Annotated in this window: 21 protein-coding genes and 1 riboswitch; of the genes, 14 read left to right on the plus strand and 7 right to left on the minus strand. The window is 67.2% G+C overall.

Annotated features, from left to right (window positions below; translation table 11 throughout):
* The first annotated feature begins 112 nt into the window (after positions 1-112).
* Complete coding sequence (locus FYM52_RS04335; RefSeq protein WP_154163218.1) at positions 113-550, plus strand: hypothetical protein; 438 nt, start codon at positions 113-115, stop codon at positions 548-550.
* Between the two features lie 60 nt (positions 551-610).
* Positions 611-765: riboswitch (FMN riboswitch) on the plus strand.
* A gap of 118 nt (positions 766-883) precedes the next feature.
* Positions 884-1,408, plus strand: coding sequence for a 6,7-dimethyl-8-ribityllumazine synthase (locus FYM52_RS04340; protein ID WP_154163219.1), 525 nt, complete (start codon positions 884-886; stop codon positions 1,406-1,408).
* Positions 1,409-1,992: 584 nt separating this feature from the next.
* Here FYM52_RS04340 and FYM52_RS04345 read toward each other — a convergent pair.
* Entirely contained in the window at positions 1,993-2,358 is a 366-nt protein-coding gene (locus tag FYM52_RS04345) for a hypothetical protein (RefSeq protein WP_154163220.1), read from the minus strand.
* A gap of 178 nt (positions 2,359-2,536) precedes the next feature.
* The gene (locus tag FYM52_RS04350) at positions 2,537-3,307 is read right to left on the minus strand and encodes an SOS response-associated peptidase (RefSeq protein ID WP_154163221.1); all 771 of its coding nucleotides are present in this window, start codon (positions 3,305-3,307) and stop codon (positions 2,537-2,539) included.
* 257 nt (positions 3,308-3,564) lie between these two features.
* On the opposite strand from FYM52_RS04350, the gene FYM52_RS04355 reads away from it, so the two are divergent.
* Both FYM52_RS04355 and FYM52_RS04360 read left to right on the plus strand, forming a co-directional pair.
* Positions 3,565-4,062, plus strand: coding sequence for a helix-turn-helix domain-containing protein (locus tag FYM52_RS04355; RefSeq protein WP_154163222.1), 498 nt, complete (start codon positions 3,565-3,567; stop codon positions 4,060-4,062).
* A gap of 118 nt (positions 4,063-4,180) precedes the next feature.
* Positions 4,181-4,510, plus strand: coding sequence for a DHCW motif cupin fold protein (locus FYM52_RS04360; RefSeq protein ID WP_154163223.1), 330 nt, complete (start codon positions 4,181-4,183; stop codon positions 4,508-4,510).
* 72 nt (positions 4,511-4,582) lie between these two features.
* On the opposite strand, the gene FYM52_RS04365 is transcribed toward FYM52_RS04360, so the two are convergent.
* The gene (locus FYM52_RS04365) at positions 4,583-5,854 is read right to left on the minus strand and encodes an RsmB/NOP family class I SAM-dependent RNA methyltransferase (protein WP_154163224.1); all 1,272 of its coding nucleotides are present in this window, start codon (positions 5,852-5,854) and stop codon (positions 4,583-4,585) included.
* Between the two features lie 161 nt (positions 5,855-6,015).
* On the opposite strand from FYM52_RS04365, the gene FYM52_RS04370 reads away from it, so the two are divergent.
* The gene (locus FYM52_RS04370) at positions 6,016-6,315 is read left to right on the plus strand and encodes a DUF1653 domain-containing protein (RefSeq protein WP_154163225.1); all 300 of its coding nucleotides are present in this window, start codon (positions 6,016-6,018) and stop codon (positions 6,313-6,315) included.
* Between the two features lie 25 nt (positions 6,316-6,340).
* Positions 6,341-6,979: an FMN-binding negative transcriptional regulator gene (locus tag FYM52_RS04375; protein WP_154163226.1), complete on the plus strand. Its 639-nt coding sequence runs from the start codon at positions 6,341-6,343 to the stop codon at positions 6,977-6,979.
* Here the strand turns inward: FYM52_RS04375 and purN are convergent, their stop codons facing one another.
* Entirely contained in the window at positions 6,980-7,561 is a 582-nt protein-coding gene (purN, locus tag FYM52_RS04380; protein WP_043380273.1) for a phosphoribosylglycinamide formyltransferase, read from the minus strand.
* Between the two features lie 21 nt (positions 7,562-7,582).
* Here purN and FYM52_RS04385 point away from each other — a divergent pair, with 21 nt between their 5' ends.
* The 3 genes from FYM52_RS04385 to FYM52_RS04395 all read left to right on the plus strand — a co-directional run bounded on the left by FYM52_RS04385 (position 7,583) and on the right by FYM52_RS04395 (position 10,792).
* Positions 7,583-8,260, plus strand: a complete 678-nt coding sequence (locus tag FYM52_RS04385) for a YceH family protein (protein WP_154163227.1) — start codon at positions 7,583-7,585, stop codon at positions 8,258-8,260.
* Between the two features lie 126 nt (positions 8,261-8,386).
* Entirely contained in the window at positions 8,387-9,568 is a 1,182-nt protein-coding gene (locus FYM52_RS04390; RefSeq protein WP_043380264.1) for an acyl-CoA dehydrogenase family protein, read from the plus strand.
* A gap of 105 nt (positions 9,569-9,673) precedes the next feature.
* Complete coding sequence (locus tag FYM52_RS04395) at positions 9,674-10,792, plus strand: acyl-CoA dehydrogenase family protein (protein ID WP_154163228.1); 1,119 nt, start codon at positions 9,674-9,676, stop codon at positions 10,790-10,792.
* An 86-nt stretch (positions 10,793-10,878) separates the two neighbouring features.
* Here the strand turns inward: FYM52_RS04395 and FYM52_RS04400 are convergent, their stop codons facing one another.
* Both FYM52_RS04400 and FYM52_RS04405 read right to left on the minus strand, forming a co-directional pair.
* Positions 10,879-11,826 (minus strand): bestrophin family protein, encoded by a 948-nt coding sequence (locus FYM52_RS04400; RefSeq protein WP_045267395.1) that lies wholly within the window; start codon positions 11,824-11,826, stop codon positions 10,879-10,881.
* A gap of 54 nt (positions 11,827-11,880) precedes the next feature.
* The gene (locus FYM52_RS04405) at positions 11,881-12,480 is read right to left on the minus strand and encodes an HNH endonuclease (protein ID WP_045267396.1); all 600 of its coding nucleotides are present in this window, start codon (positions 12,478-12,480) and stop codon (positions 11,881-11,883) included.
* Between the two features lie 159 nt (positions 12,481-12,639).
* Here FYM52_RS04405 and FYM52_RS04410 point away from each other — a divergent pair, with 159 nt between their 5' ends.
* The 5 genes from FYM52_RS04410 (at position 12,640) to FYM52_RS04430 (ending at position 21,073) form a co-directional block, all read left to right on the plus strand.
* Positions 12,640-13,674, plus strand: coding sequence for a bifunctional riboflavin kinase/FAD synthetase (locus tag FYM52_RS04410; protein WP_154163229.1), 1,035 nt, complete (start codon positions 12,640-12,642; stop codon positions 13,672-13,674).
* Positions 13,675-13,776: 102 nt separating this feature from the next.
* A complete protein-coding gene (gene ileS / locus FYM52_RS04415; RefSeq protein WP_154163230.1) occupies positions 13,777-16,632 on the plus strand; it encodes an isoleucine--tRNA ligase in 2,856 nt (951 codons plus the stop codon).
* Between the two features lie 138 nt (positions 16,633-16,770).
* On the plus strand, positions 16,771-17,292 hold the full coding sequence (gene lspA / locus FYM52_RS04420; RefSeq protein WP_045267399.1) for a signal peptidase II: 522 nt from the start codon (positions 16,771-16,773) through the stop codon (positions 17,290-17,292).
* Between the two features lie 243 nt (positions 17,293-17,535).
* Entirely contained in the window at positions 17,536-19,254 is a 1,719-nt protein-coding gene (locus FYM52_RS04425; RefSeq protein WP_154163231.1) for a flagellinolysin, read from the plus strand.
* A gap of 163 nt (positions 19,255-19,417) precedes the next feature.
* Positions 19,418-21,073, plus strand: a complete 1,656-nt coding sequence (locus FYM52_RS04430; RefSeq protein ID WP_042411598.1) for a Na/Pi cotransporter family protein — start codon at positions 19,418-19,420, stop codon at positions 21,071-21,073.
* A 70-nt stretch (positions 21,074-21,143) separates the two neighbouring features.
* Here FYM52_RS04430 and FYM52_RS04435 read toward each other — a convergent pair whose 3' ends face one another.
* Positions 21,144-21,947 (minus strand): NUDIX domain-containing protein, encoded by an 804-nt coding sequence (locus tag FYM52_RS04435; protein WP_238826118.1) that lies wholly within the window; start codon positions 21,945-21,947, stop codon positions 21,144-21,146.
* Positions 21,948-21,952 lie beyond the last annotated feature (5 nt).

Below are 21,952 nucleotides of genomic sequence, written 5' to 3' on the forward strand. Positions count from 1 at the left end.
AGTCCCCCAACCTGCACTGCTGCGGTGCGCCTGGCCCGCGGCTGTGCCTGTTGCGATGGCCCGCCGCAACCTACGCTGGAGCCCTTGTTTCACACCGTTTGCGCAGGCCCCTATGTCTTCGTTGCCCACCCCGTCACGCCCTTGCCAGAGCTCCAAGACCGAACGCACCACCCTGTATCGCCTCCCCCATGGCCTTCCCCATGGCCTTCCCCACAGCCTGGCGCTGCCCGCCGGGGCCGAAGTGTTCTGCGCCAGCGGCCAGTTGCTGCTGCAGACCGCCCAGCTGGGCGGGTTGGACGGTGGCCCCAGCCTGTCACTGCGCCTGCACACCGGCCAGAGCTGGCGGGCCCCGTGCGCGCTGTGGCTACAGGCCACGGCCCTGCGGGGCCCGGCCCGGCTGCAATCCACCCTGCCGGCCTCCCCGGTCGGCCCCGCGCCATCCGGCACAGCGCCGGTGCCAGACACCGTCTGGGCGCACCTGGGCGCCACCGTGGCGCGCTGGTGGGGGCAACGGCCCTTGCGCCAGCGCAAGGCACAGTTACCTGGGTGACCACCAGTGCCATGCCGGCGGCCTACAATGGCTTTGTCGCCTGGCGAACCACCAGGCGACATACGTTCTCAGGGCGGGGTGAAACTCCCCACCGGCGGTATGCAGCCCCGTGCTGCGAGCCCGCGAGCGCTTGGCGAAGCCTGCTTCGCCAAGGTCAGCAGATCTGGTGCGATGCCAGAGCCGACGGTCACAGTCCGGATGAAAGAGCAACGTGAAGACCTGTCCCCCAGCCTGCCGCTGGGTGCGGGCGTGCTTGAGCGCGCCAGCACCGGCCTAGGCTGCGTCTGCCTTCGCGCGCCCTGATTCATTTGTTCCACGTCTTGAAAGACACACATGAATCAGACTTTGACACCTTCCCAATCCTCCCACGCCACCCAGGCCGCCTTGGCCACGGCCCGCATCGCCATCGTCAGTGCCAACTGGCACAGCGACATCGTGCACCAGGCCCGCAATGCCGCCGCCGCACGGTTGCAGACGCTGGGCGCCGCGCCCGCCCGTATCCACCAGGTGGAAGTGCCGGGTGCGTTCGAAATCCCGCTGATGGCGCAAAAGCTGGCCCAGTCCGGCCAGTTCGACGCCGTCATCGGCTGCGCCATCATCGTCAACGGCGGCATCTACCACCACGACTTCGTCTCTGCCGCCGTGGTCGAGGCGCTGATGCGCGTGCAGCTGGACACGGGCGTGCCCGTGTTCTCGGTGGCGCTGACGCCCCACAACTTCCAGCCCTCGGACGAGCTGCACGGCTTCTTCCACGCGCACTTTGTGAAAAAGGGCGAGGAAGCGGCGAATGCCTGCGCCGAGACCCTGGCCGCCCACGCGGCCGTGGATGCGCTGCTGGGCGAAGCGGTCACGGCTTAAAGTCTTTTCAGCATTTTCTGGCTCTGGCGCGCATGGGGATTGCGCTGACAGCTATCAAAACTATGGATGGCACCCGCCCTGCGTGGCACGGCGTGCCGTGCAGGGCCAGGGCCAGAAACTCGCCCCGACGGGCTGGGCACGGGTGGGTCTGCGAGCAAGCCCGTGCGCCGCACGCTGGCGTGGGGCGGTGTTCACCGTGCCGGTGGGGTGCACACAGGCCCACGCAGCGCATCGGCCCAAGGCGGCCGGCACCACCAGTGGCCCTGCAGCATCGCCAGGTTCCCACCGCAACGGCAAGTGGCAGGCTGGCCCCGCGGCGCGCACAGCGCTGGCGCGTGCAGGCAATCGGGGGAACGGCTGTGCACCGCATGGCGCGCTGAAAAGTGTTTTGCAGATGTGCTCCGCACACCGCCCTCGCGCCAGGTTTGGAATTGCAGCCAAAAAGATGGCTAACGCGCACCCAGTCAGCGTGCGTTGCTATGAAAAATCAAAGCCTGTTGCCAGCCCACCTGCAACAGGCTTTTCTGTGCGTCTGCCGCGCGCGGGCGGCGGATCACCACGGGCCGCGCCCACCCAAGGCGGCTTCAGCGGTCCTGCCTGCCACAGCACATTTTTCGCAGTTGAAGGCCGATGCGGTAGAGCACGTAGAGGCCCCCCACGCTGACCACCACCCAGGGCAGGTACTGGGACACGGAGACAAACTTCCAGAGGGGCCCCTCACCCACATAGTCAGGGCTGCTGCGCAGGGACAGGTGCAGCACCAGCGAGGCGGCGGTACCGCCGCCGATGGCTGCCAGCATCGCCTTTTCGGCCCACGGCCGGAGCGCGTAGTGCAGTGCGACCACGGCAAACAGCAGGTAGCAACCCAGAGACAGCCAGGCCAGGGCGTCAAAGGCGACGGAGTGCACAGGGATCAGGGCATGCGCCCAGGCTTGGAAGGAAGTGAGCATGGCATCCACCGGGGTTCACGGTATGGCGGCATCGCGGCATGGGTGTGGGTGTGGGGTGCCAGCCATCCCTGCTCGCCGCAGGAGCAAGCCGGGAATCGTCGGTGCCCCGCAGCCGCTTGAACATCCAAGAGAAATAAGGCACTCACGCAGGCCCAGCCTGCGCCAGCTGCTATCCCCATCAATCAAACAGGCCCTTGGGCTTTTTGTCTTTCTTGTGCTCCACCGGGTTGGCCAGCAGCCAGTTCGCCGGGTACGCCCGCATGAACTCGCGCGCCTTGTCCTGGCGGGCCGCCAGCCAGGCGTCGTAGGTGCCCTCGCCCAAAATGGCCGGCATGCGGCGTTCCGCCCCCTGCGGGCCATAACGGCGCATCAGCGCATGGCTGTTGGCGTTGAGGGTCAGCACGGCATAGCTCAGCAGCTCGGCCCCGGTGTCCGGGTCCGTCCATTGGCTCCACACGCCCGCCACGCCCATGGGCTGGCCGTCCACGCGGGCGATGCGCGTGGGAATGGCCTTGCCGGTGCGCACATCGTCCACATAGAAGGCCTGCATGGGGATGATGCAGCGTTGGCCGGCCAGCCAGGCATCGCGGAAGGCCTGGGTGGTGCTCACGGTTTCATTCAGCGCCACCAGCAGCTTGGGCGCGCGCAGCTTGGCGTCCTTCTCGGACTTCACCCAGCTGGGCACCAGGCCCCACTGCGCGGGCACCCATTCGCGCGCGACCTGGGGGGCGGCTTTTTTGGCCGGCTCCGCGACGGCCGTGCCCTCGGGGGCTACAGCGGCAGGATCGGTCGGCCCCACGGGCTCTGCCACCGGCAGCAGCTGGCCACGGATGAAGCCGGACATGCGCCGGGCGCGCATCTGGCGCTCGGCGGGCAATTCGGCGGGGGAAACTTTGAAAAAGTCGGTCCACAGCGCAAGCGTGGCGAGGTTTTCGTATTGGGTCGTCATAGCCGGCTATCGTACGCTGCGCCCGTGCCGCGCGGACCCGGCCGGGCGAGTCCCCTTGCGCCACCCCTGGACGGCCACCCACCACGCCGGCAGGCCCTGGGCTCACCGACAATCGCGCTGTGCGCCCGTGGCGCCAGCGACCTGACAGGCCCGACAGCGCGGCTGTCACCCCGGTGTCGTGCCCGTGTCGCCCTGCTGGCGTGGCGCTGTGCCTGGCGGGCCGGCATGCTCACAGGACGTGATGAAAAGGAATCCCTATGCAGGTACAGAAACTTAGGCTGCAACGCGGCTGGTCCCAACAACAGCTGGCCGAACTCAGCGGCCTGAGCGTGCGCACCATCCAGCGCATCGAGAACGGCAGCGCGGCCAGCACGGAATCCTTGAAGTCACTGGCGTCGGTCTTCGAGATCGACTTTTCCACCCTGTCCAGTGAGCCCGCCATGCCCGACACCCCGACCCCAACCTCCTCCCCCATCCACACGCCCAGCGCCAGCCAGCAGGAACAGCTGGCCCTGCTGGAGGTGCGCAAGCTCAAGGGCTTTTACCTCCATCTGGCGCAGTACGTGGTGGTGATCGCGGCGCTGTGCGCCATCAACCTGCTGACGACGCCGCACCGGCTGTGGTTCTACTGGCCCGCCCTGGGCTGGGGCATCGGCATCCTGGCGCATGCCGCTGCCATTTTTGGCTGGCTGCCGTTTCTGGGGGTGGACTGGGAAAAGCGGCAGGTGGAAAAGCGCCTGGGCCGCCCGCTCTGAGTGCGCTCCCAGGCGATGGCCCGCATGCCCAAGGGCTAGGCCCAGCGCGGTGCCGGGCCGATAAGCTGGCAGCCTGCCCCCCCCGTCGCCGCACGCGGCAACTTCCGGAGTTTCTGGCATGCACATCAGCGCCATCCCCTTTGGCACGACCGACTGGTCGCGCATCACGCCGACCGAGCACCCAGGCGAACAAGGCTGCGCCTACTGGCGCACCCAGCAGTTTGGCGATCTGCGCGTGCGCATGGTCGAGTACACGCCCGGCTATGTGGCCGACCACTGGTGCGTCAAGGGCCACATCCTGCTGTGCCTGGAGGGCGAACTGCACACCGAGCTGGAGGATGGCCGCCGCTTCACGCTGACGCCCGGCACCAGCTACCAGGTGGCCGACCATGCGGAACCGCACCGCTCATCCACCACCACCGGGGCCAAGCTGTTCATCGTGGATTGAGGCAGCCGGCGCGGGGGCCCCGATGGGGCCCAGCGCCTGCGGGACCGTGCCGGGGCCCGGCCCTGCGCAGATTTACTTGCGTTCCCAGACGGCGGCGAAGAAACCGTCGGTCTGGTGGCTGTGCGGCCACAGGCGCACATAGCGGGTGCCGCTCTCGCCGCCGGCGCACAGGCTGGCGGCGTGTTCCACCTTCAGCTGCTCCAGGGTCTGGCCCGCGTCCAGCGACACAAAGTCGGGGTGCGCCTGCTGGAAGGCCTCGGCAATCCGTTCGTTCTCTTCGGGCAGCACCGAGCAGGTGGCATAGACCAGACGGCCGCCCGACTTCACCATGCGCGCGGCGCTGGTCAGGATGGACAGCTGCTTTTCGGTCAGCTCGTGCACGGCCTGCTCATCCTGGCGCCACTTCAGATCGGGGTTGCGGCGCAGCGTGCCCAGGCCCGAGCAGGGCGCATCCACCAGCACACGGTCGATCTTGCCGGCCAGGCGTTTGACGCGCTCGTCGCGCTCGTGCGCCAGGGCGGCGGGGTGCACGTTGGACAGGCCGCTGCGCGCCAGGCGCGGCTTGAGCGCCTCGAGGCGGTGGGCGGACACGTCGAAGGCGTACAGGCGCCCGGTGTTGCGCATCTGCGCGCCGATCGCCAGGGTCTTGCCACCGGCTCCGGCGCAGAAGTCCACCACCATCTCGCCGCGCTTGGCGTCCAGCAGCAGGGCCAGCAGTTGCGAGCCTTCGTCCTGCACTTCCAGGCGGCCTTCCTTGAAGGCGTCCAGCTTGGTCAGCGCGGGCTTGTCTTCGACACGCAGGCCCCAGGGCGAGTATGGCGTGGCGACGGCCTGGATGCCGGCGGCCGCCAGCTCCTTTTGCACGGCTTCGCGCTTGGCATGCAGGGCGTTGACGCGCAGATCCAGCGGCGCGGGCTCCAGCATGCTGGCGGCCAGGGCCTCGAACTGGTCGCCCACCTGGGCCTGCAGGGCATCGGCCATCCACTGGGGCAGGTTGTGGCGGTGCTGGGGCAGCAGTTCGTCGGGTCGGACGGCATCGCACTGGTCCAGCCACTTGGCTTCCTGCTCGCTCAGCGCGGCCTTGAGGAAATTGCGCGGGGCGTGGAAGCCCAGGATGGCGAGGCGGCGCTCCTTGGGGCCGCTGCCCGAGCGGGCCAGCGATTCAAACAAGGTCTTCTTGCGCAGCACGGTGTACGCGGTTTCGGCCAGGGTGGCGCGCTCGCGCGGCCCCAGGTTGCGGTGGTCGCGGAAATAGCGGGACACCACGGCGTCGGCGGGGTGTTGGAATTGGAGGGTCAGCTTGACCAGTTCGGCGCAAGCGTCGAGGAGGGCTTTGGGATGCATAGCCCGTATTGTCCCATTGCCACCAAATCCCGGTGCTGCGCTGGCTGCTGCGGCGTGGCACCATCCGGGCTGGCGTGGCTGGGCGCCCAGGGATTCAAGGCTTTTTAGGCCTGTAGCCCAATACCCACCTGTGCTGACAGCTCCACTTTTGATATTGCTCCATGGCTTCCGAACACCTGCCCCCGCTGATCACAACCCCGCCCGGCCTGTACCGCCACTACAAGGGCATGCTGTACGAGGTGATCGACACCGTGCGCCACAGCGAGACGCTGGAGCCGCTGACGCTGTACCGCGCCCTGTACGGCGAGCGCGGCCTGTGGGTGCGCCCGGCGGCCATGTTCCTGGAGACCGTGGTGATCGACGGCGTGGTCCAGCCGCGCTTCACCCGGCTGCCGCCCGCCGGGCCTGGCACTGACACGGACCTGACGCACAGCCCCACCACCCCCATGCCGGCGGCATGATGGGCGTTTTGCTTGCGCGCCTGCCATGTACCTGCCTGCCCATTTCGCGGCCAGCACCGCCGATGCTTACGACCTGATTCGCCAACACCCCCTGGGTGCGCTGGTACACCAGCATGCCGGGGGTCTGGACGCCAACCATCTGCCGTGGGAACTGGAAACCCCGGAGGCTGCGCCTGCACGCCTGATCGGCCATGTGGCGCGCGCCAACCCGCTGCTGGAGCAACTGCACGATGGTGTTGACGTGCTTGTCATTTTTCAGGCGGAGCAGGCGTACATCTCGCCGAACTGGTATCCCAGCAAGCACGCGACGCACCAGCAGGTGCCCACCTGGAATTACCGCGTGGTGCATGTGCATGGCCGCCTGCAGTTGCACGACGACCGGAAATGGGTGCTGGGCGCCGTGGGTAAGCTGACCCGCACGCACGAGGCGCGCACACAAGGCGTTGTGCCCCACGCGGCAGGCGCCTGGAAAATCAAGGATGCCCCGCCCGACTACCTGGAAAGGCAGCTCGCGCACATCGTCGGCATTGAAATCGCCATCACACGCGTGCAAGCCAAGTTCAAGCTCAGCCAGAACCGCAGTGCCGAAGACCGGCATGCGGCAGCCACATCGGTCGCCGCCGCAGGCCACCCCGCGCTGGGAGCGGCCATGCAGGGCGATTGATCAGCGTTGTTGCAGCAAGGCGGCCACGGCGCGGGGGTAGATGATGTGCTCCTGCGTGAGCACGCGCGCGGCCAGGGTCTCGGCCGTGTCGTCGGGCAGCACGGGCACCACGGCCTGGTCCAGGATGGGGCCCACGTCCAGCTCGGCCGTAACGCCATGCACGGTGCAGCCGGCAAACTTGCAGCCGGCATCGATGGCCCGCTGGTGGGTGTGCAGGCCGGTGAAGGCCGGCAGCAGCGAGGGATGGATGTTGACCATGCGGCCGGCGAAATGCTGCACGAAGCCGGGCGTCAGGATGCGCATGAAGCCGGCCAGCACCACCACGGCGGGCTGGTAGGGGTCGATGCGCTGCGCCAGCGCGGCGTCGAAGTCCTCGCGGCTGGCAAACTGCCGGTGATCCAGCACCTCGGTGGCAATCCCCTGTTCACGGGCAAAGACCAGGCCCTTCGCGTCGGCCTTGTTGCTGACCACGGCGGCCACGCGGGCGCCATAACGGCGTTCCCAATCCTGCTGCTTGGCCGCCTTCACAATGGCAGCCATATTGGACCCGCCGCCCGAGATCAAAATCACGATGTTTTTCATTGCGCCGCAATTATCCCAGCCATGACCTTCGACCATCAGAACCTGCCCCTGTCCCCGACTGAAGCGCGTGTGCTTGCCACCTTGATGGAAAAGGCCCGCACCGTTCCGGACAGCTATCCGCTGACCCTCAACAGCCTGGCCAGCGGCTGCAACCAGAAAACCAGCCGCGAGCCGGTGATGCAGCTCAGCGACGCCGAGATCCTGGCCACGCTGGACGCGCTGCGCGACCGCCACCTGGTGATCGAGGTCAGCGGCCAGCGCGCCATGCGCTGGGAACACAACTTCGAGCGCGTGCTGGGCGTGCCCAGCCAGGCCAGCGCCCTGCTGGGCCTGCTGATGCTGCGCGGCCCGCAGACGGCGGCCGAGCTGCGCACCAATGCCGAGCGCTGGCACCGCTTTGCCGACACCGGCTCGGTCGAGGCCTTCCTGGAAGAGCTGCAGGACCGCAGCGCGGACAAGGGCGGGGCCCTGGTGCAGCTGCTGCCCAAGGCCCCGGGCGCGCGCGAGGCGCGCTGGGCCCACCTGCTGTGCGGCGCGCCCGTGCTGGCCCTGCCCTCCGCCAGTGCCAGCGGCAGTGGCAGCAGCGCCACAGCGCTTGCCGGCGCCGAGGCGCAGCGCCTGGAAGCGCTGGAAGCGCGCGTCGCCGCCCTGGAAGCCCAGGTGCAACGCCTGTGCGCGGCATTGGGCGATTCCGTTTAGCGGAACACAGACACCGACGCGACAACTTTGCGCGTTCCCCCTGTTGCCGGGGCGCGGTGGTCGCAGGCAAGCTCTTTGGTGAACGGCGGGCCCTGGTCCCGCCTGGCTTACCAAGGAGACCGCCACATGGATTTGGCATACACGCCCGAAGAACAGGCCTTCCGCGAAGAAGTCCGTGCCTGGATCAATCAGCACCTCGACCCCGCCCTGGCCGCCAAGGTGCGCAACGGCCTGCGCCTGGAGCGTGACGACATCCAGGGCTGGGCCAAGATCCTGGGCAAGAAGGGCTGGCTGGCCTATGGCTGGCCCCAGGAATTTGGCGGCCCCGGCTGGGGCGCGGTGCAAAAGCACCTGTTCGCCGAGGAGCTGGCCCGCGCCGGCGCACCGGCCATCCTGCCCTTCGGCCCGGTGATGGTGGCGCCCGTGATCATGGCCTATGGCACGCCCGAGCAGCAAAAGCGCTTTCTGCCCGGCATCGCCAGCGGCGAGGTCTGGTGGAGCCAGGGCTATTCCGAGCCGGGCTCCGGCTCCGACCTGGCCAGCCTGAAGACGCGCGCCGAGCGCCACGGCGACCACTACCTGGTCAACGGCCAGAAAACCTGGACCACGCTGGGCCAGCACGGCGACTGGATCTTCAACCTGGTGCGCACCAGCAACGAGGGCAAGCCCCAGACCGGCATCAGCTTCCTGCTGATCGACATGAAGAGCCCCGGCGTGACCGTGCGCCCGATCAAGCTGCTGGACGGGGAGTGCGAGGTCAACGAGGTCTTCTTCGACAACGTGAAGGTGCCCGCCGACCAGCTGATCGGCGAAGAGAACAAGGGCTGGACCTATGCCAAGCACCTGCTGGCGCACGAGCGCACCAACATCGCCGACGTGAACCGCTCCAAGCGCGAGCTGGAGCGCCTCAAACGCATCGCCAAGCAGGAAGGCGTGTGGGAGGACCACCGCTTTCGCGACCAGATCGCCCTGCTGGAGGTGGACATCGTGGCGCTGGAAATGCTGGTGCTGCGCGTGCTGTCGGCCGAAAAGAGCGGCAAGAACCCGCTGGACATTGCCGGCCTGCTGAAGATCAAGGGCAGCGAAATCCAGCAGCGCTACGCCGAGCTGATGATGCTGGCCGCCGGCCCCTACAGCCTGCCCTTCATCGAAGAGGCCATGCACGCCGGCTGGCAGGGCGACTTCCCCGGCGGCACCGTGGGCAACGCGCCCCTGGCTGGCACCTATTTCAACATGCGCAAGACCACCATCTACGGCGGCTCCAACGAAGTGCAGCGCAACATCGTCGCGCAGACCTTGCTGGGCTGATGCCGCACGGCGCCACCGCTTCACGCCCCCTTCGGCAGGGGGCTCCCGATTGAGCTTCGCTGGGCGCTGCGACGCCAACCCGCCGCCCAGCCACAGGAGACAGGTATGGATTTCGATTTTTCTGACGACCAGCAGCAACTGCGCGATGCCGCCCGCCGCTGGGTGGACAAGGCCTACACCTTCGAGCACCGGCGCGCCGCCGTGGCCGCCGGCGGCTTTCGCCGCGAGGCCTGGGACGCCCTGGCCGAGCTGGGCCTGACCGCCCTCAACGTGCCCGAGGCCCACGGTGGCCTGGGCCTGGGCGCCGTGGACGCCATGGTGGTGATGGAGGAAATGGGCCGCGGCATGGTGCTGGAGCCCCTGGCCCAGAGCTTCATCACCGCCAAGGTCCTGGCCCAGTACGCCCCCGCTGCGATGCAGGCCGAATGGCTGCCGCGCGTGGCCGCGGGCGAAGCCCTGGTGGTCCTGGCCCACCAGGAACGCCGCGCCCGCTACCACCTGGACAAATGTGAATCCAAAGCGGCGCTAACGCCCGATGGATATGCGCTGACAGCTCACAAAAGCATAGTCCCCGCAGGCGACCAGGCCGACGCCTTCCTGGTGCCTGCGGTGCTGGACGGCCAGATCGCCCTGTTCCTGCTGGAGCGCGCGGCCCCCGGTGCCCGCACCCGGGGCTACCTCACCCAGGACGGCAGCCGGGCCGCCGAGCTGGAGGCCGAGCGCAGCCCCGCCACCCTGGTCACCACCGAAGGCCTGGCCGCGCTGGAGCTGGCCGTGGACACGGGCAGCGCCGCGGTCTGCGCCGAGGCCGTGGGCGTGATGGACCAGGTGCTGGCCATCACCGCCGACTACCTGAACCAGCGCAAGCAGTTCGGCGTGGCGATTGCCAGCTTCCAGGCGCTGCGCCACCGCCTGGCCGACATGAAGATGCAGTTGGAGCTGGCCCGCTCCATGAGCTACTACGCCAGCCTTCAGCTGGACCAGCCCGCCGAGCAGCGCCGCCGCGCCATCGCCCGTGCCCGGGTGCAGCTGGGCCAGTCCATGCGCGGCGTCGGCCAGCAGGCGGTGCAGCTGCACGGCGGCATCGGCGTGACCGACGAGTACATCGTCAGCCACCAGTTCAAGAAGCTGACCCAGCTGGAGATGACCTACGGCGACAGCCTGCACCACCTGGGCGAGGTGGCGGCGCGCATGCAGGCCACCGCCGGTGTGGTCGACCACTGAGTGCGCGGCACCCCCGAATCAAACAGCCCCGCAGTGCGGGGCTTTTTTTGTGGGCTGGGCGTGTGGCGTGTGGCGCCGGCGCTGACTCAGGTCAGCCGGTAGTCCACCGGCAGGATGGGCGCTGGGATGTCGGTGTCGCCCAGCAACTGCAGCAGGTTCATCTCCATCCCGCGGCACAGGGCGTCCAGCGGCAGGTCGTTGTTGTCGGTACCAAAGGGCTCTTCCAGCTCGTCCCCCAGGGCGTCCAGGCCGAAGAAGGTGTAGGCCACGATGGTGACCACAAACGGCGTCATGAAACCTGTCACATCCACCAGGCCGAAGGGCAGCAGGAAACAGTACAGGTGCGCCGTGCGGTGCACCAGCAAGGAGTAGGAAAACGGCATGGGCGTGTGCCGCAGGCGCTCGCACGAGGCGGCGGCGAAGGTCATCTGGGTCAGGGTCTCGTCCAGCTTGGTGGCCATGCAGGGGTCAATCTGCCCGGCACGGATGCACTGCGCCAGATCGTGGGCATTGGCCTGGACGATGGCATCGCCGCGGTGGGCCAGCGGCAGCCCGCGCACCTTCTCCCAGTCGGCGGTGGTCAGCCAGCGCTCCACCGAGCGGTCGTCCACATGGTCGCGCAGTTGCTCGCGCAGGGCGTGGGCATGGGCAATCGCCCGGTGCACCATGCGCACACGCACATCGCCATCGCGGTTGCGTGGGTCCAGCACCTGTGGGCTGTCGATCAGGCTCAGGCATTGGCGCGCCAGGGTGCGGGCGCGGATGTTCAGATCGCCCCAGAGCTTGCGGCCTTCCCAGTAGCGGTCGTAAGCGGTGTTGTTGCGAAAGCCCAGAAAGATGGCCAGCGGCAGACCAATCAGGGTGAAGGGGATGGGCGTGACCGTGATCTTGATGTCGAACAGGTAGCCATGGGCCAGGGTGACCAACACCGCCAGCAGGATGTTCAGACACAGTTTCCAGCGGATGCGCTGCAGCACCGACCCCCGCAAGGTGAGGAACAGGGACAGCCCGGTGGGGCGCTCGCGAACGATCATGGCAAACCAGATTCAGGGAAAACCCTGGATTTCACCATAAGCCAAGGCCGATTTTCAGGCTGGGCTGCAGTTTTCAAACTCGGACACATGGTCATCGCCCTGCGCCAGCCGCGAGGACTTGGGCACGTGCATGCGCAGGAATTCCATCTGGTCGGCCAGGATGCGCCGGTTGCGCAGGATGAAGTCCTCCCAGATGCTGGGCACGTAGGGGGCATACAGCAGCGGCATGCGCGCCTGCTCGGGCGTGCGCGGGCCCTTGCGGTGGTTGCAGGATTTACACGCCGTGACCAGATTCATCCAGTGGTCCCGGCCCTGCTGGCACACCGGCACGATGTGTTCGCGCGTCAGGTGCGCGGCGTCGTACAGCTTGCCGCAGTAGGCGCAGACATTGCGGTCGCGGGCGAACAGCTTGGTATTGGTGAGTCCCGGGGTGAGTGCGTGCGGATTGATGCGCGGCACCCCGCGGGTGCCGATGATGCTGTGCACTTCGATCACCGACTGCAGGCCCGTGACGGCGTTGTGGCCGCCACGGAACAGCGCCACCGGCTGTCCCAGGGTCCAGCGCACATCGTCGGCGGCGTAGTACAGCACCGCCTCTTCCAGCGTGAGCCATGACTGTGGCAAGCCATGGGCGGACAGCATCAAGACTCTCACGTTCAGCCTCCTTGCAGACCACTGCGAACGCCCGCCGTCGCCCACAGTCGGGCCAACTTCGCCGTCCTTCTGAAGCGCAATATACTTGCTTTCGGTGACAAACAGCCACCAACCACGCGGGGCTGCAGGCCGTGTCAGCTATAAAAAACAAAGCGACAGATGAAAATTTTCCGAGGATTCAAGCACCCTGGACTGGCGCCAGAATGTGCCGTCACGATTGGCAATTTTGACGGGGTGCACCGCGGCCACCAGGCCATGCTGGCCCTGCTGTCGGCCGAGGCCGCGCAACGCGGCATCCCCACCTGCGTGCTGACGTTCGAACCTCACCCGCGCGACTTCTTCGCCGAGAAATTCAAGAAACCCGAGCTGGCCCCGGCGCGCGTGGGCACGCTGCGCGACAAGCTCTCGCAGCTCAAGCTGTGCGGCGTCGACCAGGTGGTCGTACTGCCCTTCAACGCGACCCTGGCCAGCCAGTCGCCCGAGGCCTTCATCCAGGACGTGCTGGTGCAAGGCCTGGGGGCGCAGTACATCCTGGTGGGCGACGACTTCCGCTTCGGCGCCCAGCGCGCCGGCGACTACGCCATGCTGGATGCGGCCGGACAGCGACAGGGCTTTGACGTGGCGCGCATGAACAGCTATGAGGTGCATGGCGAACGCGTGTCCAGCACCACGGTGCGCGCCGCCCTGGCGGCCGGCGACATGGCCGCCGCTGCGCAGATGCTGGGCCACCCCTACACCATCTCCGGCCATGTGGTGCACGGCCGCAAGCTGGGGCGGCAACTGGCCGAGTCGGCGCCCGGTGCCAGCGATGGCTTTCGCACGCTGAACCTGCGCTTCAACCACTGGAAACCGGCCGCCAGCGGCATCTTTGCCGTGCTGGTGCATGGCCTGGATGCGCAGCCGCTGCGCGGCGTAGCCAACCTGGGCATCCGCCCCTCGCTGGACCCCAACGACGTCAACGGCGGCCGCGTGCTGCTGGAGACGCACTGCCTGGATTGGCCTGCCGCCCTGGGTGGCGAAGGGGCCTACGGTAAAATCATCCGCGTGGAACTTTTGCACAAACTGCACGACGAGCTCAAATACGACAGTCTGGCCGCCCTGACCGCAGGCATCGCCCAGGACTGCGATGACGCGCGCGCGTTCTTCGCCACGTATACCGAAACCCGTCGCCAGACCACGCGCGACCGAATTTGACGCTCGCTCTCGTCAGCTCGGGCGCCGGCATCGCGCCCGGCGCTCTTCCCCTGCTTTTTTCGCCCGGCTGCAGCCAGCCTGGCACGCCCTCAAGGTTCCCCCATGTCTGATTCCAAAGCCCACAAGCCCGAAGCGTCCGCCTACCGCGCCACGCTGAACATGCCCGACACCCCCTTCCCGATGCGCGGCGACCTGCCCAAGCGCGAGCCCGCCTGGGCCAAGGAATGGGACGAGCAAGGCGTGTACAAGAAGCTGCGCGTGGCCCGCGCGGGCGCGCCCAAGTTCATCCTGCACGATGGCCCGCCCTACGCCAACGGCAAGATCCACATCGGCCACGCCGTGAACAAGGTGCTCAAGGACATGATCGTCAAGAGCCGCCAGCTGGAAGGCTATGACGCGCTGTACGCGCCCGGCTGGGACTGCCACGGCCTGCCCATCGAGAACGCCATCGAAAAGCTGCACGGCCGCAACCTGCCACGCGACGAGATGCAGGCCAAGAGCCGCGCCTTCGCCACCGAGCAGATCGCGCAGCAGATGGAGGACTTCAAGCGCCTGGGCGTGCTGGGCGACTGGGACCACCCCTACAAGACCATGAACTACGCCAACGAGGCCGCCGAGCTGCGCGCCTTGAAGCAGGTGATGGAGCGGGGTTTTGTCTACCGCGGCCTCAAGCCCGTGTACTGGTGCTTTGACTGCGCCTCCTCGCTGGCCGAGTTCGAGATCGAATACGCCGACAAGCAGTCGCAGACGCTGGACGTGATGTTCCCCGCGGCCGATCCGGCCAAGCTGGCGGCGGCCTTTGGCCTGCCTGCGCTGAACAAAGAAGCGTTTGTGGTGATCTGGACCACCACCGCCTGGACCATCCCCGCCAACCAGGCGCTGAACGTCAACCCCGAGCTGGAATACAGCCTGGTGGACACCGAGCGCGGCCTGCTGATCGTCGCCTCCGCCCTGGTCGCCAAGTGCCTGGAGCGCTGGAAGATCGCCGGCAGCGTGGTCGCCACCGCCAAGGGCCAAGCGCTGGACCACATGCCCTTCAAGCACCCGCTGGCGCACGTGGACAAGGGCTTTGACCGCATCTCGCCCGTGTACCTGGCCGACTACGCCACCGCCGACGACGGCACCGGTATCGTGCACTCGGCCCCGGCCTATGGCGTGGACGACTTCAACAGCTGCGTGTCCAACGGCATGGACTACAAGGACATCCTGAACCCCGTGACTGGCAACGGCGTGTACGCGGCCGATCTGCCGCTGTTCGGCGGCCAGCACATCTGGAAGGCCGTGCCCGTCATCCTTGACGCGCTGAAGGTCGCAGGCCGCCTGATGGACACCACCAGCCTGACCCACAGCTACCCGCACTGCTGGCGCCACAAGACGCCCGTCATCTACCGTGCGGCCGCCCAGTGGTTCATCCGCATGGACGAAGGCGAAGGCGTGTTCACCGACCCCGCCCAGAAGCCCGAGAAGACGCTGCGCCAGATCGCGCTGGAAGCCATTGAGGAAACCAGCTTCTACCCCGAGAACGGCCAGGACCGCCTGCGTGCCATGATCGCCGGCCGTCCCGACTGGTGCATCTCGCGCCAGCGTTCGTGGGGCGTGCCCATCCCCTTCTTCCTGCATGTGGACACGGGCGCGCTGCACCCGCGCACCATGGAGATCATCGACCAGGCCGCGGCCATGGTGGAGCAAGGCGGCATCGAGGCCTGGAGCCGCGTGACCGCGGAAGACATCCTGGGCGCCGAAGAGGCCCAGCACTACACCAAGAGCACCGACATCCTGGAAGTGTGGTTCGACTCCGGCAGTACCTTCTGGCACGTGCTGCGCGGCACCCACCCCGAGCACCACCACGACCACGGCCCCGAGGCCGACCTGTACCTGGAAGGCCACGACCAGCACCGCGGCTGGTTCCACAGCTCGCTGCTGCTGGCCTCGGCCATCTTTGGCCGCGCGCCCTACCGCGGCCTGCTGACCCACGGTTTCACCGTGGACGGCCAGGGCAAGAAGATGTCCAAGTCGCTGGGCAACACCGTGGCACCGCAGGACGTGTCCAGCAAGATGGGCGCGGAAATCATCCGCCTGTGGGTGGCCTCGACCGACTACTCGGGCGACCTGGGCATCGACGACAAGATCCTGGCCCGCGTGGTGGACGCCTACCGCCGCATCCGCAACACGCTGCGCTTCCTGCTGGCCAACACCAGCGACTTCGATGCCGCGACCGACAGCGTCGCCTACCAGGACCTGCTGGAGATCGACCAGTACGCGCTGGCGCGTGCGGCCGAGCTGCAGCAGGACATCCTGGCGCACTACAAGGTCTACGAGTTCCACCCCGTGGTCGCCAAGATCCAGCTGTTCTGCTCCGAAGACCTGGGCGGCTTCTACCTGGACGTGCTCAAGGACCGCCTGTACACCAGCGCGCCCAAGAGCCTGGCCCGCCGCTCGGCCCAGACCGCGCTGCACCAGATCACGCACGCGCTGCTGCGCTGGATGGCGCCCTTCCTGTCCTTCACAGCCGAAGAAGCCTGGAAAATCGTGGGCCACAGCGAATCCATCTTCCTGGAGAAGTTCACCGACCTGCCGGCCGGCGACGAAGCCCTGCTGGCCAAGTGGCAACGCCTGCGCGAGATCCGCGACGTGGTGAACAAGGACATCGAGGACGTGCGCACCACCGGCGCCGTCGGCGCCTCGCTGCAGGCCGAAGTCACGCTGACGGCCGAGCCCGAAGACCTGGCCCTGCTGCAATCGCTGGGCGATGACCTGAAGTTTGTCTTCATCACCTCCGCCGCACAGGCGGTCGCCGGTGAGGCACTGGCCACCAGCGTCAAGGCCAGCGAACACGCCAAGTGCGAGCGCTGCTGGCACTACCGCGACGACGTGGGCGTGAACCCCGAGCACCCCACCCTCTGCGGCCGCTGCGACAGCAACCTGCACGGCGCAGGCGAAGCGCGCAGCAAGGCCTGAGGCGCGAGGCGCTCTCATGAATAATGAGAGCGCCTCGCGCTGGTTTTCACTTGATTTCACAAGACTTTCTTTGTGAAACCAATGAAACACGTACGCTAGCAGCTATTGATTTTCAAGCACCTCGTTCAAAGGCATGCCATGAGCTCCTCGGCCTCCCTCCCCCACGGCGCCACCCGCAAGCCGGCGTACTGGCCCTGGCTGCTGTGGGCCGCCCTGCTGATCGGCATCGACCAGTTCACCAAGCAGTGGATCCTGAGCTTCTACGCCTACGGTGACTGGACGCCCATCACCGGCTTCTTCAACATCGTGCGCGCGCACAACACCGGCGCGGCCTTCTCCTTCCTGGCCGAGCATGGCGGCTGGCAGCGCTGGCTGTTCGTGGGCATCGGCGTGATCGCCACGCTGCTCATCGTCTGGCAGCTGCGCAAGCACCCGGAGCAGAAGTTCTTCTGCTTTGCCATCGCCAGCATCCTGGGCGGCGCCATCGGCAACGTGGTCGACCGCCTGATGCACGGCTATGTGGTCGACTTCCTGGACTTCCACTGGGGCGGCTGGCACTACCCGGCCTTCAACGTGGCCGACATCGCCATCTGCACCGGCGCCGCCTGCCTGGTGCTGGACGAAGTCCTGCGCAGCCGCCGCGCCCGCCGCTCCGCTTGAGCGCCCCCCGCCCCGGACCCAGCCCGCTCATGCAGCGGGCTTTTTTGTGCCCGCCGCCCGGGCAACTGGCCGGGACACGCTGTTACAAAAAACCCGGTGTATCAGCCTTGATACAAACCGCCGCCTTTCGATACAGATCCAGGCCTATGCCGCCCACGGGGTGGACGTACTGCCGATGCGTGCAGCCGCGTGCTGCACTGGAACCTTGTGTAATGCGCCCGGACAGGTGCCGGGCTTTCGTGAATGAGCGTCAGTATCCACACCAACCTCGCCTCGCTCGGCGCCCAGCGGCACCTGGGCTTGAGCGGGGCGAGCCTTTCCACCGCCATGCAGCGGCTGTCCAGCGGACTGCGCATCAACAGTGCCAAGGACGATGCCGCCGGCCTGGCGATTGCCGAGCGCATGCACAGCCAGATTCGCGGCATGCATCAGGCGGCGCGCAATCCCAACGATGGCATTTCGCTGCTGCAGACCGCCGAAGGCGCCAGCAGCAAGATCACCGACAGCCTGCAGCGCATGCGCGAGCTGGCCGTGCAGTCGGCCAACGGCACCAACAGCGAGGCCGACCGCCGGGCCCTGCAAGCGGAAGTGCAGCAGCTGAAACGGGAAATTGACCGGGTCGGCGCCACCACCCGCTTCAATGGCCTGCAGGTGTTCGACCAGGGCCGCGACCGGGCCGTGGGCGTGCTGAACCCGGACATCGCCATCACCATGGACGGTCTGCAGGACCGTTGGCTGGCGCAGGCCGAGAAGTTGGTCAAAGACCTGTACGGGATCGACGCCGGCGGGGCCAACATCAAGATCGAGCTGACCACCTTCACCGATGGCGTGGGCAACACGGCGGCACGCGTCAGCTCCATCACCCCGGCTTCGGGGCCCGGCAGCAACATCACGCTGCAGGTCGACATCGCGGACTTCACCGCGGCGAACCAGCCCGACGGTGGCAACGCACCGTTCTACAACGACCGCATCATTGCGCACGAAATGGTCCACGCCGTCATGGCGGCCGGGCAAAGCTGGGGCGAGCTGCGCTCCAACAGCAGCAACCTGTGGTTCATCGAGGGCGTGGCCGAGTTCATCCATGGCGCGGACGAGCGCGTCGCGGCCGACACGATGGCGGCGGCCACGGCCGACATGTCCACCGCCAACCTGCAGAACTGGGGCGGCACGAGCACCGATTACTCCTCCGGCTACCTGGCCGTGCGCTACCTGCACGCGCAAATCCAGGCCCAGGGGGGCAACGGGGTCCAGGATGTGCTGCAGGCCCTGCAAAACAATGCGGGGATGACGCTGGATGCCGCGCTGCAAAACCACTCCTCCGCGGCGTTCGCGGATCTGGCGGACTTCTACAGCCAGTTGCAGACGGCCGTGGCCGCACCGACGTTTGCGGCCGACATCGGCCTGGACCTCGCGAATGCGGACACCGGAGCGATCGGCGGCCAGGATGCCGATCAGGGCGGGACCAAGACCGCCACCAGCGTGATGCCGGACCTGCCCCTGGCCTCCACCCTGATGGCGGGATTCAGCACCACCTGGGAGGCCCTGCCGACCGCCGGAGGCGGGCAAGGCACCGCCCTGGCGCTGCAGGTGGGCGCGAATGCGGGCGACTTCCTCTATGTCCATACCGGTGGCATGAACCTGGGTGTCCTGGGCCTGGACGACCTGGACGTCAGCACCAGCATTGACGCCACCGCCGCCATGCGCCGGCTGGACGATGCCATCGACTTCGTCAGTACGACACGCGGGCGCATCGGGGCACAGATGAACCGCCTGGATGCGGTGATTGCGACCTTGCAGGTCAGCAGCGAGAACCTGTCCGCCAGCCGCGGCCGCATCATGGACGCCGACTTTGCCCAGGAAACGGCGACCTTGTCGCGCGCCCAGATCCTGCAGCAGGCAGGCACCGCCATGGTGGCCCAGGCCAACCAGCGGCCTCAGGTGGTGCTGTCGCTGCTGCGCTGACGCGCTGAGGCGCTCCCCCAAAAAAGCAGGCCGTGGCCTGCTTTTTGCGTGCCTAGTGCTAAACCCTGTATACAAATCGCACCCTGCCGTGCGTTATTGAACCTGTCTGGCACGCGGCTGTATGACTGCGGCGTATAGTCCCAAGCTCCCTTGTCGAGCACCCATGAAGCATTTACTGAATCTTTTAGCCGCCATTGCCCTGCTGGTCTGGGGCACCCAACTGGTTCGCACCGGCGTTCTGCGCGTCTTCGGTGCCAATCTGCGCCAATTCATTGCCCGCGGGGTCAGCAACCGGCTGCGCGCCGTGCTGTCGGGGGTGGGGGTGACGACGATTGTGCAGTCCAGCACGGCCACGGCGCTGATCGTGTCCTCCTTCGTGGGCCAGGGCATGGTGTCGCTGACGGCCGCACTGGCGGTGATGCTGGGCGCCGACGTGGGCACCAGCGTGATGGCGGTGGTGTTCTCGCTGGACCTGTCGTGGCTGTCGCCGCTGTTCATCTTTGTCGGCGTGGTGATGTTCATCTCGCGCCAGGACACCACCGTGGGGCGTGTGGGCCGGGTGTTCATCGGCCTGGGGCTGATGCTGCTGGCGCTGCGCCTGATCACCGAATCGACCACCGTGCTCACGCAAAGCCCGGTGATGGTGACGCTGCTGGAGGCCCTGACCAGCGACATCACCATGGAGGTGCTGACCGGCGCCCTGATCGCCATCATTTCCTACTCCAGCCTGGCCACCGTGCTGCTGGTGGCCACCCTGGCCGCCTCGGGCGGCATCCCCGTGGATGTGGCCCTGGGCCTGGTCATCGGCGCCAACCTGGGCAGCGGTCTGCTGGCGGTGCTGACCACGCTGAAGACCAGCGTGCAGACCCGCCAGGTGCCGCTGGGCAACCTGATGTTCAAGATGATCGGCGTGGTGCTGATGATCCCCCTGGTCAACCCCTGGTTCCACCACATGCGCCATGTCGTGCCCGATGTGGGTTCGCTGGTGGTGCTATTCCACCTGGCCTTCAACACCGTGGTGGCGCTGGTGTGCATCTTGCTGACCGGCAAGGTGGCCTGGCTGGTGCAGAAGATCCTGCCCGTGCAGGTGCCCTCACCCTCGACCTCGCGCCCGCACCACCTGGATGCCTCGGCGCTGAGCACGCCCTCGCTGGCCATCTCCTGCGCCGCACGCGAGGCCTTGCACCAGGCCGACGTGGTGGAGTCCATGCTGATCGGCCTGCAGCAGGTCTGGCAGACCGACGACCAGAAGCTGGCCCAGGACCTGCGCAAGCTGGACGACGAGGTCGACCAGCTGTACTCGGCCATCAAGTACTACATGACCAAGATCTCCCGCGCCGAGCTGGACGAGACCGAAGGCCGCCGCTGGACCGACATCATCAGCTTCACCATCAACATGGAGCAGGTGGGCGACCTGATCGAGCGCGTGCTGCAGGACGTGGAGGACAAGAAGATCAAGAAGGGGCGCCAGTTCTCGCAGGCCGGTCTGGAAGAGATCAACCGCATGCACGGCCACCTGCTGGCCAACCTGCGCCTGGCGATGAGCGTCTTCCTGAACGGCAATGTGCGCGACGCGCAGAAGCTGCTCGAGGAGAAGGCGCGCTTCCGCGATCTGGAGCTGGCCTACTCGGCCAACCACCTGGACCGCCTGTCGGAAAACACGGTGCAGAGCATCGAGACCAGCTCGCTGCACATCGACCTGATCAGCGACCTCAAGCGCATCAACTCGCTGCTGTGCTCGGTCGCCTACCCGATCCTGGAATCGACCGGCGCCCTGGCCCCCAGCCGCCTGCGCGAGCCGGTCGGCACCCCGCACTGAACCGCCCCCCTGCCGCCATGAAAAAAGCCGCTGTCTCAGCGGCTTTTTTGTGGGCCATGCACGCTGCGACTCACAGCTGCAGGTACTGCGCCAGGACCAGGCTGGCCTCGGGCGTGAACTGTCCTTGCACCAGCCACTCCATCAGGGTGGCGCGGTCGATGCACTGGAACTGCTGCACCTCGCCATCCTGGTTGACGGGCTGCAGGTCGGCCGGCACCGTGGCGCTGAACCAGTCGATGCGCTCGCGCATGTAAGCCACGCCGCCGGGCACCTCGTCACTGGGGCAGGCCAGCTGCACCTGGCCACCGTGCTGCACGTGCAGCAGCTGCGCCACGTCCAGGCCAGCTTCCTCCAGGGTTTCGCGGGCCAGGGCCTGCTCCAGGGTGTCGGTGGCCGCCACCATGCCGCCCATCAGCGTGTCCCACTTGCCGGGGTGATTCGGCTTGTGGTCGCTGCGCTGCTGCACCCACATGTGCCCATCGGGCGCCAGGCCCACCAGGTGCACAGCGTGTGTGGCCACGCCCAGCACGCGCACGGCGCCGCGCTCCACCGTGGCCACGCGCTGGCCCTGGGGCGTGCAGACGGCGATCTGCTCATCGCGCCAGGGGCCGCTGAGCCCGGTCTCGCGCAGGCGGTGCGCCAGCGCGTTCAGGCCGAAGCTGGCGTCGGGGGCGGTCACGCTCCAGACCTCCCCCAGGCCGGGGGTCTTCTTCTGGGAGATCACGATGCGCTGGCCCAGCAGGCAGTCCACCCCGACCGTATCCAGAAAACCCTGGGCCACCGTACCGATGACCTGTCCGTTCCACAGCAGTGGCATGCGCGGTTGTGCTGGCGGGCGCTGGGCCTCGTCGCGGAGCTTTTCCAACCAATTCATCATCT

It is taken from the genome of Comamonas sp. CAH-2 (assembly GCF_009668305.1).
GTDB lineage: Bacteria > Pseudomonadota > Gammaproteobacteria > Burkholderiales > Burkholderiaceae_C > Comamonas > Comamonas aquatica.